This is a genomic window from Nosocomiicoccus sp. HMSC059G07 (assembly GCF_001815515.1).
GTDB classification, from domain to species: Bacteria; Bacillota; Bacilli; order Staphylococcales; family Salinicoccaceae; genus Nosocomiicoccus; species Nosocomiicoccus ampullae_A.
In genome coordinates, this window is record NZ_KV820808.1 from 267,722 (window position 1) to 281,391 (window position 13,670).

Here is a 13,670-nt window from a genome sequence, read left to right on the forward strand (position 1 = left end):
CTCGCGAATATTCGCGAGCTTTTTAATATCCTCTAAAACTTAATTCTTCAAGTATGACTGAAAGTTCTTCATCTTTTACTTTATTTACATTAACATCCTCACTAAGTTTTGCCATCGCTTCAAAGTCTTGGTTTTTACGTAATTCTAACAATTTACGTTTTAATACATACTCATTCTTTGGATCGAGCTCAAAAGCGACATTAAAGTTTTCCTCAGCGGCTGCATCATCCCCTGCAACTTCATAAAGTTTACCGAGTATATAATAACTCATACTCGTCTCGTTTCCATATTTAAATGTTTCGTTCACTTTTTCGAGAGCATGAGTGTAATCCTTTTCATAAAAATAACGGAGTGCTTCCTCATCATACGGTTGATATGATACATGATCTCGTTGGATCATCCACATAGACACCGGTAAAACAATCATTAAGATAAATGCTCCGATAGCAATTTTGAAATCTACTTTTTTAAAGTTATAAATAACACCTAATATAAGCCCATATATAAACCCACCTGCATGCGCATAGTGATTGATGTTACTAAAGAAGCTCGTTAAAATACCAATGACAACAAAGGCAGCGAGTACTTGAAATATGAGTTTCTTTTGAACTTTTTTATAAACAAGTAGATGTATAACGAGTAGCCCCATCATACCGTAAGTTGCCCCGCTTGCACCTAGAGAAAGTGCATTTGTAATAAACACAAGAGAAACAATATTTGCTACGATTGCTGTTAAAACATAAGTTATAAGCATTTTCGTAGAGCCGTATATCGATTCAACAAATTTACCTAGGACGTATATCGCAAATATATTAAATAAAAAGTGTTCGACATCTGCATGTAAAAACGCACTCGAAATGAGTCGATAAAACTCCGTATCTTGATTGACTCCGTGATGTGTTAAACCTAAGTTGTTCGTGATGTGGACTGAATCACGTATATGAATATAAAATAAATTCGTTAAAAAGATGAGTGTGTTGATCATTATAAGTATCAACGTCATCGGTGTAAATTTAATTAGATACGTTTCAAGCGGGTTACTTGATAAAACACGCTTCTTATACCAATCTAGCGGTTTAGATTTTTTATATTTCGTATCTATTTTATAGAATGGATTTAATATGACATTTGCAATACTATCCGTACCTGTGTGAATAACTTTTAGAGCTTTAGACTTAAATTGACGTTTAAATGGTTCACAATCGATATAGTGGACATATATTTTACTTACATTAAAATCGACAGCTGCATCGATATTCGCTTTATTGTCATATAATATTTTAGTTGTAGTTTCAATTTCTTCATCCTCAAATTGACCATCAACTAAAATCATTAGTGAACGATTTTTTCTGTTTTTTAACCAAATCGTGTCTGCAACTTCGTCATAACGTGAAAATACATATTTTGTATAACGTACAATTTCATACGCTGCTTGCCATTTGTTAATCATAGTCTATTCTCTCTTGCGTTAATATTTTTTGTCGGCGTGATTAAATAATCGACAGGCATGTCGTGTGATTCAACGATCACCTCACCGAACTGTTCATCGAATAAAATTGACACAGTTTTTCCTTGATAACCCTTTAAAAATCTATCGTAAAAGCCACCACCATAGCCCGTACGATAACCTTTATCATTAAATATAACTCCTGGGACGACTAGTAAATCGACGTCGTTATTTAATTCGTTTGATGTTGGTATAAAAATCCCTTTTTCATCTTTGAAAATTTCATCAGCACTATTCACTCTATAAAAGTCCATTTCTTTTGTTTTATAGTTCGATTTTGGACCATATACAGCAATATTATTATCGTTTAAGTATTCAATAATCGGAAGCGTATCAATTTCATGTGGCATCGATAAAACAATCCCAACAGAGTTTATACTGTGTTCGTGTATAAATTTCTTTAAAGATTGATATATATTCTGTTCTTTTTGTCTTTTATCCGTTGGATTAAGTGACTTTAACTTTACAATCATCTCGTGACGTAGTTCTTTTTTACTCATGGAGACATCCTTTCTCTCTCCATTTTAACAGATATTATTATAATAGTTTAAATAAAAAAACCACTTTTATAAAGTGGTTTTATTGATACTGTCTACCAGTCAAGTAATAGTATAGATGTTCACTTATATTTTCTAAGTGATCACCGATACGTTCAATATATTTAGCGATTAACACAACTTGACTCATAATGACTTTATCTTCAATTTTTTCGATTGCTTCTGACGTCGTATCGATATAAAGCATATCGATATCTTCGTCTCTAGATAATAGTTCTTTAATTAAAGCTAAATCTTTTGTTTCCATGGCAACGGTCGCATCTGAAAGCATGAGTTTTGACAGCTGTAACATCGACTTAAATTTGTTGATAATTTCTTCTGAACCGATATTATATTCAGCACTTACGTTTGCAATATTTACAACGTTATCTGCCACTCGCTCTAAATCTTCTGCGATTTTAATATAAGAGATTAACATTCTTAAATCAGAGGCAACTGGTGCTTCTAATGTAATTAAAGATATAATCTTTTCATTAATTAGAAGCTCTAAGTCATTGACAACAATATCTTCTTTAGAAATATCTTTTAGCGCATCTACATTTCTATGTTCTATACAGTGAATGAGTTTATCAATTCTTTTTTCTACTTCGTTTGATAATCTAAAAACATATGAAGTGACTTCATCTAAATTATTAATAAAATTTTGTCTCGGCTTCATTATCCAAACCTACCTGTTACATAATCTTCTGTACGTTGATCACGAGGGTTTTCAAAGATGACTTTAGTATCATCATATTCGATTACCGATCCGTTATAGAAAAATGCCGTTTTATCTGAAACACGAGCTGCTTGTTGCATGTTGTGTGTCACGATAATAATCGAATATTTTTCTTTTAACTCTTGCATTAAATCTTCGATTTTAATTGTAGAGATTGGATCTAGTGCACTTGTCGGTTCGTCCATTAATATAACATCTGGTTCAATCGCGAGTGTTCTAGCAATACATAAACGTTGTTGCTGTCCGCCTGATAGACCATATGCATTATCTTTAAGACGATCTTTTACTTCGTCCCAAAGTGCTGCTTGTTTTAAACTTCTCTCAACGATTTCATCGAGTGTCTTTTTATCTTTAATACCATGTACTCTTGGACCGTACACGATATTCTCATAGATAGATTTTGGGAATGGGTTCGGCTTTTGGAACACCATTCCAACTTTTGTTCTTAACGATTCAAGAGACATTTTTTTATTTAAAATATCTTGTTCTCTATATAAAATATCTCCTTCAATTCTAACGTTAGGAACGAGCTCGACCATTCGGTTTAACGTCTTAATGAAAGTCGATTTACCACAACCAGATGGTCCGATAATCGCACTAATTTCTTTTTCGTTAAATGCTAAGTTTACATCTTTTAATGCATGCGTGTCTCCGTACCAAAGATTTAAATTATTTGTCATAAATACTTCTTTACCAGAAGTTTTATCTAAAGTTTGATCTTGAGTTAATATATCTTTTACTTTATTGTCTTCTTTTACTTTTACTTCCATCTTATTTCACCTAAAATCTTTTTGAATATTTATTTCTTATGAGTACTGCGACAAGGTTCATGAGTAATAACATCGCGAGTAATACGATAATTCCAGCTGATGTTAAACTAACAAACGCTTCTTGTGGCATTTTTACCCAGTTATATATTTGCATTGGAAGTGCTTGGAATGAATCAAAAACACTTTTTGGAGTCGCTAATAATGCAACTGGAATTCCAATTACAACGAGTGGCGCTGTTTCACCTATTGCACGAGATACCGCTAGTATAATACCCGTTATAATACCAGGTACTGCTGCAGGTAAAACGATTCTATAAATCGTTTGCCATTTAGATGCACCAAGTCCGATTGAACCTTCTCGAATAGAATTTGGCACACTACGTAATGCTTCTTTACTCGATACGATAATTACCGGCATTATCATTAGCGCTAACGTTAAACTCGCAGCGAGAACTGAATTCCCTAAGCCAAATTGTCTTACAAATATTGTTAAACCAAGTAAACCAAATACGACAGATGGTACTCCGGCTAAGTTCGAAATATTCACTTCGATAAAGTGAGTGAGTTTGTTTTTCGGCGCATATTCTTCTAAATAAATAGCTGTTCCGACAGATAATATAACTGCTATAGGTGTTGTTAGAGCCATTAACCATAAAGTACCAATTAAGGCACCCTTAATTCCTGCTCTTTCTGGTCGACTTGAACTAAAGTTAGTAAAGAAATCAATAGATAACGCACCGACACCTTGTTTTAAAATCGATGCTAAAAGAATAATTAACACAACAATACCGATCATCGTTGATAAGAAGAATACTTTGCTCATAATAGAATTCAGCATTCGACGCTTTGATTGTCTTTTGACTAATACTGCTTCATCCATAGCCATTAGTATTCCTCCCTAAATCTTTTTGCAATCCACATCGCTAATACGTTCATAATTAAAGTAAATATAAATAGCGTGATACCAACAGCATATAAACTGTAATACACTTGAGAACCGAATGCTGCATCACCAGACGTCACTTGTACGATAAACCCTGTCATCGTTTGAAGTGACTCAAATAAGTTGAAACTGCTATTAGGTGTTGACCCAGCTGCAATTGAAACGATCATCGTCTCACCGATAGCTCGACTTGTTGCAAGTACGATTGACGCTAAAATCCCTGATAAAGCAGCCGGTAAGACTACTTTAAAAACAGTTTCTAACTGCGTTGCACCGAGTCCATAAGACCCTTCTCTAACTGCATCAGGTACACTCGTAATCGCGTCATCAGTTAAACTTGTAATCATTGGTAAAATCATAATTCCAACAACAAGTCCCGGACTAATTGCATTAAAGTGGCCCATCGATGAAAAAATAGATTGTAACACCGGTGTGACCACTGTGATCGCAAATGCTCCATATACAACTGTTGGAATCCCAGCTAACACTTCTAATGTTGGCTTTAATACTTTACGCACTGATTTTGGTGCGTATTCAGATAAATAAATTGCTGAAAATACACCTGTTGGAACAGCAAACAATGTCGCAATAACAACTATTTTTAACGTTCCTAAGACTAATGGGAATATACCGAATGTTGGCGTGCTACTAAAAGCGTTCCATGTTTTACTCGTTAAAAATTCCACAATTGATACTTCTCTTAAAAAGTGGAATGTTTCAGAAATTAATGTATATAAAATACCTATTGTTGTTAATACTGAAACAATAGTAATAGAAAACAGTACGATAGGTACTGCTTTCTCAAGAGTTTTTGAACGTTTTTTTCGTTCTATTTGTTGTTGTATACTTAAATCCTTCATATAAATCCCTACTTAATTAGTTCCCAATAATCTCTTTGAACTTATCCTTTTGCTCATTAAGCTTCTCTTCGTCTAATGCTACGTAACCAGAATCTTCAGCAGCTACTGATGCATTATCTAATAAAAATTCAATGAATTGACTTAACGATTCGTTTTCTTTCACTTTCTCATCCGCAACATACACGTATAATGCTCTTGAAAGTGGATATTTATAACTCTTAACGTTTTCTTCTGTTGGTTCAACAGCTTCTGTGCTATCTTCACCTTGGATCGCTACTGCTTGTAACTTATCTTTGTTGTTTAAGTAGAAGTTATATCCGAAGAAACCAATTGCATTTTTATCAGATGTAACTGCGTTTACTACTTGGTTTGTATCTTGGATTAACTCACCTTGAATGTCTTCATCATCCATTACTTCTTCTTTAAAGAAGTCATGTGTTCCGTGAGATTGGTCTGGACCATATACAACAATTTTTTCATCTGGGAAGTCACTACGAACATCCGCCCATGTTTCAGCTTGACCTGAGTAGATTTTGTATAACTCTTCAAATGTTAAGTCTTTTACAAAATCGTTGTCTTTGTTAACTGCTACAGTTAAACCGTCGATCGCGACTTCTAATTCAGTGTATTCAATACCTGCGTCTTCTAACGCTTGTTTTTCTTCATCTTTAATTGGACGTGAAGCGTTTTGGAAATCTGTTTCACCTGCGATAAATCTGTCAAACCCAGCACCTGTACCAGATACTCCAATTTCTGCTGCACTTCCGTATTCAGCATTGTAGTCTTCATTGACGATTTCTAAGATAGGGAACACTGTGCTTGAACCGTCACCAACAATCGCTTGTTCAGTGACTGAAGATTTTTCTTCGTTCGTTTCTGTGCTTGTTTCATTTGATGCATTGTTGTCATCATTTTCAGCATCATTATTACATGCTGCAAGTGTACCTCCTAGAACTAACATCATTGCTACGCTTAAAGTTTGCTTTTTCAATTTAATTCCTCCAAATGGTTTTGATTATGATTACATAGTACAGGTCGTTTTTAAATTTTAAATAAACGTATTGTAAAGAATATGTAAAATCAAAAAAGACTACTGAAAATTTTCAGTAGTCTAACTATCATACGTGCCTGCTTTAATTCGTCTGTAAAATTCATCTAAATTATATTTGTAGTAATCTTTTTTAGGCGCACCATATTCAAGCTCATAATATTTTTGGATAACATCTCTTCCCATATATTGGGCTGGGAAGAATGGAATCGTCATCGGTGTCGTTGGCCATATAATAGAGAATGCCATATCTGGATTGTCATATGGTGCATATCCGATATACGTTTGGTTTAAAACTGAAACTCCTTCACGATACGCTTCTGCAGTTCCTGTTTTACCAGCAGCTTTTGGTTCTAATTCATGATACGCATCCCATCCTGTTCCGTATCTATCCGTCGATTGATGATGGGTATTAAATACATCATATAACCCTTTAGAAATTTGTTCTTTTTCAGCGTCAGTCATCATGACAGTATTTAAAACATTACCATTGAACGAGCGTATTACTTTTCCTGGTTCATTTGGATTATGCTCTCTAATTTCTTTTGCAAGGTGTGATTGCATTCTATTACCACCGTTCGCAACTGTAGAAATATATTGTGAAAGCTGTAGTGTAGAGTACGTGTCATATTGTCCAATCGCTAAGTCTAAATAGTTCCCAGGGTTATTAGTTAGTGGTGGAGAAATACCTGTCTCTTCATTAGGTAAGTCAATACCTGTTGACACACCAAGTCCAAATTGATTTAACCCATTTCTTAGTTTATATGCATCGTTAGAAATATCACTTGGCAGTGGCATATTACGATCGTATTCTAAGCCGAGTAAACGAAGTGCGATTTTAATCATGTAAACGTTCGAAGATACCATTAAAGCGTGTTGATCGTCTACGTTGTAACTATTGTCACGGTTAAAGAATGAAGATTTGTTCGTACCATCTGCAAATACGAGTGGTTCATCGACTTGTGATTCTCCAGGTTGTAGAACATCGTTTTGATAACCTGTAACAACCGTACCAATTTTAACGGATGAACCTGGTACATAACTCACAGCAAATGTACCATAATCAAAATCTTCAATATCTCCGTCTTTATTAATATGTTTACCAACCATCGCTAAAATATCACCATTATATGGATCTTGTACGACAAGAGTCACAGTATCTAAAAACTCTGGTCGAATGTCCCATTCGATATCGCCATTTAAATCCGCACGTTGTTTTGCAGCTTCTGCTAAATTACGCATTTCTTTTAAATGATGCTCTGCAATTTTTTCTAGTTCTTGCTGTAATTTGATATCGATTGTTAAATATAAATCGTTACCAGGTTTACCATCTTTTACAACTTCTTGATTGATAATACGACCTGCTCGATCTGTTGAATATTTAACCTCTTCTTTTTCACCACGTAAAATATCCTCATATTGAAACTCTAAATATGATTTACCGACACGGTCGTTTTGAGAGTATCCAAGTGATTTATAATAATCAGAGAGTTCTTTAGGTAGTCCTTCTTTCGGTGAACTCACGTCTCCAAGAATTGTACGTAGTGTTGAACCATAAGGATATTCTCTTTTCCAGTCCATTCCAGTTGTAATTCCTTCTAACTTATCGAGATCTTCATTAATTGTAGCGAACTCTTTTTCTGTGACGTTACTTCCTTTAATAGTAACGGGATCTAATTCTGTTGCGACGATCATTCTCGTATATATAGATATGATGTTTTTATCTTCTTCAGTAAGTAATGAGTCTAAATATTCATTACTAATGTTCTCATATACCGCTTCATTAAAATCATTTCTAGATATATTACCATCATCAAGTAATGTTGCCTCATTAGGCATTTCTTTTAGTAACTCATCAAAATAATTGTTTAATGCATAGTCTTGCTTATCACGTAACGTTAAATTTTCTTCATCCATCTCCAAATAATTAGATAGCTTATTGGCTAGTTCCATAATTTCACTATTAGACATGTTGCGATGTCTCGTAAAGAAAATTGCACGTTCGGATTTATTTTTAACGAGTACGTTACCGTTTCGATCATAAATCTCACCACGTGGTACGTTTTGATTGATCTTAACGTATTGTGCGTTTTCAACGCGTTCGTGGTAAGACTCACCCTGAATGACTTGTAACTGTCCGAGGCGAAGAATTAAAATTATAAATGATATAAAAACAATAAATACTAAAGTATTTGCTCTCGACTTAAATAACTGATATTTAATCGCTTCAGAGCTTTTTTTCCTAACACGTCTCACACGCTTCAACCTAACTTTCTTTCGTAAAAATTCACATTCTATTTTAACATATTATCACGATAATCATTAAAAAAAGCCATGAGTTTTTAAACTCATGGCTTGAAAGGAAGTTATTATTTAGCTTCTTGGTATAACTCGTTGACTTTTTCCCAGTTTACAACGTTCCAAATTGCACCTAAGTACTCTGGACGTTTGTTTTGGTATTTAAGGTAGTACGCATGCTCCCATACATCCACACCAAACACAGGTGTTTTATCTTCCATTAATGGGTTATCTTGGTTAGGAGTAGAAATAATTTCTAAACCATCATTCCCAACAACTAACCATGCCCAACCAGATCCAAAACGACCTGCAGCTGCAGCTTCAAATTTCTCTTTGAATGAATCTAAAGAACCGAATTTATCTTCGATAGCTTCTTTAAGTTCAGCTGGTACGTCTTTTTGTTCTGGAGTTAATAATTGCCAGAATAATGAGTGGTTGTAGTGTCCACCACCGTTGTTTCTTACAGCAGTACGAATATCTTCAGGTAATGAATCGATATCTTTTACTAATTCTTCTAAAGATTTGTTTTCGAATTCTGTACCTTCAACTGCGTTGTTTAAGTTTGTTACGTAAGTGTTATGATGTCTAGAGTAGTGAATCTCCATAGTTTCTTTGTCAATTGTAGGCTCTAACGCATCATATGCATAGTCTAACTCAGGTAGTTCAAATGCCATAACTAAAATCTCCTCCTAATGATGTTTACATCCCAAATATACCAAATTAAGTGCTACAATAAAAGGTATTAGTTTCTACCTATCAGTAAATCAGTCAAATGTCTGACTAAAATAGAACTTGGATGTGTTGAATTCATGGATTATTTAAAATATTTCAAACGACTACTGAAGTTTGAAAAGTATCCTCTATTTAGAACTGTACCCTTTAAGTATCTGTTATTAAACATATTAATTATAGGTATACTTCTTTCAGTCCCTTATATGTTATCTTTTTTTAATACAAATCAATTTGCAAATGCTCTAAGCGAAGTAAAAGACGAAATTCCTCATTTTGAAATTAAAGATGGCTATTACGTTGGAGATGAAAAAACCTTAACTACCTCTAAAGGTCGAATTGTCTTTACAGAAGAGTCTTTACCATTAGAAGATGCCTTTATAATATTTCAACATCAAGGCATTCAAATTCATAATATGACTGAAGATTATTTACCTTACTCAAGTTTTAATAAACTTAATAACGAAAACGAGTTAAAGCAATATATTGATACACATACGAAGAGTACTGGATTCTTTTTTGCAGTGTATTCAATCATACAAATTATAGTGATGGCTGCATTTTCATTTACATTATTATTACTACTATCATTTATATTAAATAAAATTGCATCAATGAGAAATAAACGTACGGATTATATGAACTGGTTTAAAATCATTTCTTATAGTTTCGTCATTCCGACGATACTCTTTACAATTTTAAAACTGATAACGGGTAAAGAACTTTGGTTCATATATATTATCGTATTAATCTTCTTAATATATTACGACAAGAAACTACCCGTATTCAAAAAGAAGCAGACGATAAAATAGTTTGTTCATCATTACAATATAATAGATTTGTTGTATAATTGAACATACAAAAAAATAAATCACATTGTTTCAAGGAGATATATTAAATGTCAGAAATTACACATCGTAAAAACACTCGTCCTGTACGAGTTGGCGATCTAGTGATTGGTGGCTCAGACGAGATTATCATTCAAAGTATGACAACGACGAAAACCCATGACGTTGAGGCGACAGTCGCTGAAATTAAACGTTTAGAAGAAGCAGGTTGTCAAATCGTGCGCGTCGCTTGTCCACGTGAAGAAGATGCGCTAGCAATTAAAGAAATTAAAAAACAAATTAACATACCATTAGTCGTCGATATTCACTTCGACTATAGACTTGCACTACTCGCTATTGAAGGCGGTGCAGATAAAATTCGTATCAATCCGGGTAACATCGGTAAACGTGAACGCGTTGAAGCGGTTGTTAATGCGTGTAAAGAAAAAGGGATACCGATTCGTATCGGTGTAAACGCAGGAAGCTTAGAGCGTCACATTATCGAAAAATATGGTTATCCGACAGCTGACGGAATGTTAGAAAGTGCGTTACACCATATTAAAATATTAGAAGACTTAGATTTCCACGATATTATCGTATCTATGAAAGCTTCTGACGTTCATTTAGCAATCGAAGCGTACGAGAAAGCATCTAAAGCATTCGACTACCCGCTTCATATCGGTATCACTGAAAGTGGTACGTTATTTGCTGGGACAGTTAAAAGTGCTGCAGGGCTTGGGGTGCTCATCAATAAAGGAATTGGTAATACGATGAGAATCTCATTATCCGCAGATCCTGTTGAAGAAGTAAAAGTTCAAAAAGAATTATTAAAAACATTTGGACTCGCTTCAAACGCAGCAACACTTATCGCGTGTCCGACATGTGGACGTATTGAAATCGACTTAATTGCGATCGCAAATGAAGTCGAAGAATACATTTCAAATATTAAAGCACCGATAAAAGTAGCCGTTCTTGGATGTGCAGTAAACGGTCCAGGAGAAGCACGTGAAGCGGACATTGGAATTGCAGGGGCGCGCGGAGAAGGATTACTATTTATGCACGGAAAAACAGTGCGAAAAGTACCTGAAGAAACGATGGTCGAGGAACTTAAAAAAGAAATCGACATTTTAGCTGAAGCACATTACGAAAAAGAAAGACAACGTAAAAAAGAACTTGCAAATGAAAATAAATAAGCATTAAATGACAACACCCCTAAAATTAGATTTTATTTCTAACTTTAGGGGTGATTTTTTAATCATTTTGACAACTCGAACATAAACCGTATAGCTCTATTTTATGTCCTTTTATTTTAGCGCCTGGTATTTCTTTTTGCCATTCATCTACTGGACAGTAATGGATGACTTTTACCATGCCACAATTGTCGCATATAAAGTGGTGATGATGGTGATCGCTACAAGCGATCATATACTGCATCTCACCGTCTAATGTCGTCTCCTCTACTACGCCAATTTCATGTAGCGTATATAGATTTCTATATATTGTATCGTAACTAATACCGTCGTATATTTCTGACATTTTATTATAGACATATGTCGCTGTGACGTATCTATCTTCTTCCAGTAATATTTCTATTAAAGATAATCTTTGTTTTGTTAGTTTAAATCCATGATCTTTTAGGGTTGTTTTAATTCTTTCTTTTTCATTATTCGGCATTCATCTTCACTCCTAATCGATTTACGATAAATGTCATAGATAATATAAAAATCGCAACTAATACGATCATACCACCAGGAGCGATATTTAAGTAAAATCCTAATATGAGTCCAAGTATGACCGAAATTTCACCAAATAATATACTCACTGCAATAAGTGCTTTAAAGCTTGACGTCACTCGAATTGCGGCAGCGACCGGTAATGTCATCATCGCACTGACGAGTAGCGTTCCGACAATTCTCATAGATGCACTAATAACTAACGCAACGAGTACGATAAAAATAAAATGTATAAATCCACTAATTTTCATCACTTCGCTATACTCTTCATCAAAGGATAATAAAAACATCTCTTTATATAAAAAGTAAACGAACGTAATGACGATAACTCCAATACAGCTAATTAAAAATAAATCATTTTTAGTTACTGCACTGATGCTTCCGAATAAGTAGCCAAATAAGTCTTGGTTAAAACCATTTGCTAGTGATAAAAATATAACAGATAATGCAATCCCAAGGCTCATAATTATTGGTATCGATATTTCAGAAAAGTGTTTATAAACAGTTCTCATCTTTTCTATACCTACTGCACCGATAATTGAAAATAGCGTTGCAGTAATGAGTGGGTTAATTGTAAATGAGAGTATGCTCGATAAATACACACCGAGCGTAATCCCACCAAGTGAAATATGTGAGAGTGCATCTGCAATTAAACTCAGTCTTCGAACGACGATAAATGTTCCGAGAAGTGGCGCGATACACCCTACAATTAAACCACTAATAAACGAGTATCTCATAAATGCATAGTTTTGTAGCGCATCAATTAACATAAGGCACCTCACAGCAACTTCTCGTATGATCGTGATTTACGAGTTGTAACGGAAACCCGTATACTTTTGATAACTCCGCTTCATCAAGTTTTAAGAAGTCTTGTTTTGAACCGTGGAAATGTAGATGCTCATTTAAGCATGCAACGGTGTCCGCTTGATCGACGACGACGCCAATATCATGTGTGACGAGTAAAATCGTCGTTCCACTTTCTTTTAATCGTGTTAACACCTCATAAAAACTATAGACATTTTTTGCGTCGATGCCTTCTGTAGGTTCATCTAATACTAGGATCTCTGGTTTGTTAATTAGAGCACGAGCGATAAATACGCGCTGTGTTTGTCCTCCTGAAAGACTCGCAATGTTTTTATTTTTTAAATCTTCTATGTCGAGTAAATCTAACACTTCATCGAGTGCTTTAAAATCTTCTTTGTTAAACTTTTTAAATAGTCCACGCTTTTTTGTTAGACCACTTAATACGACTTCTTTTACAGTCGCAGGAAACCCTTTAGCAAATGATGCCGCTTTTTGAGATACATAACCAATTTTTGTTTCTCGATTTCTACGATTCATTCGCTTACCATTAATTAAAATCTCGCCTTCTTGTAACTTCTTAATACCGAGAATTAGTTTTATTAATGTAGATTTACCGGAACCATTCGGTCCAACAATTGCCATAAATTCTCCACGCTCTATTTTGAGATTTATGTCTTTTAATGCCACTGTCGTTTCCATTTTTTCATAATATTTGTATGATACATTTCTTATTTCGAAAACGGGCGTTGACATGACAACACCTCCAACATGCTTTTAGTCGTATAATTATAACGTAACTGTTACGAATTGTAAATAAAACGAGCACTTTTACAGTGCTCGTTTCAGATTGTAGACGAACCTTTTTTTCAAATTCTA

14 protein-coding genes are annotated in these 13,670 nt (G+C 34.5%); 2 read left to right on the plus strand and 12 right to left on the minus strand.

The features are described 5' to 3' along the window. Window positions 1-22 precede the first annotated feature (22 nt). The 9 genes from HMPREF3029_RS04420 to HMPREF3029_RS04460 all read right to left on the minus strand — a co-directional run bounded on the left by HMPREF3029_RS04420 (window position 23) and on the right by HMPREF3029_RS04460 (window position 9,375). A complete protein-coding gene (locus HMPREF3029_RS04420; protein WP_070709978.1) occupies window positions 23-1,450 on the minus strand; it encodes a rhomboid family protein in 1,428 nt (475 codons plus the stop codon). Beyond that, entirely contained in the window at window positions 1,447-2,007 is a 561-nt protein-coding gene (locus tag HMPREF3029_RS04425; RefSeq protein ID WP_068128310.1) for a 5-formyltetrahydrofolate cyclo-ligase, read from the minus strand. Before HMPREF3029_RS04425 ends, HMPREF3029_RS04420 begins: the two co-directional genes overlap by 4 nt. Window positions 2,008-2,086: 79 nt before the next feature. After that, window positions 2,087-2,722 carry a phosphate signaling complex protein PhoU gene (gene phoU, locus HMPREF3029_RS04430; RefSeq protein ID WP_068128308.1) on the minus strand — a complete coding sequence of 212 codons (636 nt, stop codon included), beginning with the start codon at window positions 2,720-2,722 and terminating at the stop codon, window positions 2,087-2,089. Beyond that, window positions 2,722-3,462 (minus strand): phosphate ABC transporter ATP-binding protein PstB, encoded by a 741-nt coding sequence (pstB, locus tag HMPREF3029_RS04435; RefSeq protein WP_246827362.1) that lies wholly within the window; start codon window positions 3,460-3,462, stop codon window positions 2,722-2,724. The genes phoU and pstB overlap by 1 nt, the downstream gene beginning before the upstream one ends. A 100-nt stretch (window positions 3,463-3,562) precedes the next feature. Beyond that, the gene (gene pstA, locus HMPREF3029_RS04440; protein ID WP_040928354.1) at window positions 3,563-4,438 is read right to left on the minus strand and encodes a phosphate ABC transporter permease PstA; all 876 of its coding nucleotides are present in this window, start codon (window positions 4,436-4,438) and stop codon (window positions 3,563-3,565) included. Continuing rightward, window positions 4,438-5,355 carry a phosphate ABC transporter permease subunit PstC gene (gene pstC, locus HMPREF3029_RS04445; protein WP_070709979.1) on the minus strand — a complete coding sequence of 306 codons (918 nt, stop codon included), beginning with the start codon at window positions 5,353-5,355 and terminating at the stop codon, window positions 4,438-4,440. Before pstC ends, pstA begins: the two co-directional genes overlap by 1 nt. 16 nt (window positions 5,356-5,371) lie before the next feature. Next, window positions 5,372-6,346, minus strand: a complete 975-nt coding sequence (locus HMPREF3029_RS04450) for a PstS family phosphate ABC transporter substrate-binding protein (protein WP_246827334.1) — start codon at window positions 6,344-6,346, stop codon at window positions 5,372-5,374. 120 nt (window positions 6,347-6,466) lie between these two features. Continuing rightward, a complete protein-coding gene (locus tag HMPREF3029_RS04455; RefSeq protein WP_070622140.1) occupies window positions 6,467-8,659 on the minus strand; it encodes a peptidoglycan D,D-transpeptidase FtsI family protein in 2,193 nt (730 codons plus the stop codon). A 113-nt stretch (window positions 8,660-8,772) separates the two neighbouring features. Further along, window positions 8,773-9,375 (minus strand): superoxide dismutase, encoded by a 603-nt coding sequence (locus HMPREF3029_RS04460; RefSeq protein WP_068128303.1) that lies wholly within the window; start codon window positions 9,373-9,375, stop codon window positions 8,773-8,775. 135 nt (window positions 9,376-9,510) lie between these two features. Between HMPREF3029_RS04460 and HMPREF3029_RS04465 the strand changes: the two genes are divergently transcribed. Both HMPREF3029_RS04465 and ispG read left to right on the plus strand, forming a co-directional pair. Beyond that, window positions 9,511-10,242: a DUF1189 family protein gene (locus HMPREF3029_RS04465; RefSeq protein ID WP_083286813.1), complete on the plus strand. Its 732-nt coding sequence runs from the start codon at window positions 9,511-9,513 to the stop codon at window positions 10,240-10,242. An 86-nt stretch (window positions 10,243-10,328) separates the two neighbouring features. Then, window positions 10,329-11,450, plus strand: coding sequence for a flavodoxin-dependent (E)-4-hydroxy-3-methylbut-2-enyl-diphosphate synthase (gene ispG, locus HMPREF3029_RS04470; RefSeq protein ID WP_068128299.1), 1,122 nt, complete (start codon window positions 10,329-10,331; stop codon window positions 11,448-11,450). Window positions 11,451-11,508: 58 nt separating this feature from the next. Here the strand turns inward: ispG and HMPREF3029_RS04475 are convergent, their stop codons facing one another. Genes HMPREF3029_RS04475 through HMPREF3029_RS04485 form a run of 3 tightly spaced genes read right to left on the minus strand, consistent with a single transcriptional unit; the run spans window position 11,509 to window position 13,547 of the window. Further along, complete coding sequence (locus HMPREF3029_RS04475) at window positions 11,509-11,931, minus strand: Fur family transcriptional regulator (protein WP_068128297.1); 423 nt, start codon at window positions 11,929-11,931, stop codon at window positions 11,509-11,511. Then, window positions 11,921-12,760, minus strand: a complete 840-nt coding sequence (locus HMPREF3029_RS04480; protein ID WP_040928362.1) for a metal ABC transporter permease — start codon at window positions 12,758-12,760, stop codon at window positions 11,921-11,923. The genes HMPREF3029_RS04475 and HMPREF3029_RS04480 overlap by 11 nt, the downstream gene beginning before the upstream one ends. Beyond that, window positions 12,750-13,547 (minus strand): metal ABC transporter ATP-binding protein, encoded by a 798-nt coding sequence (locus tag HMPREF3029_RS04485; RefSeq protein WP_068128294.1) that lies wholly within the window; start codon window positions 13,545-13,547, stop codon window positions 12,750-12,752. Before HMPREF3029_RS04485 ends, HMPREF3029_RS04480 begins: the two co-directional genes overlap by 11 nt. Window positions 13,548-13,670 lie beyond the last annotated feature (123 nt).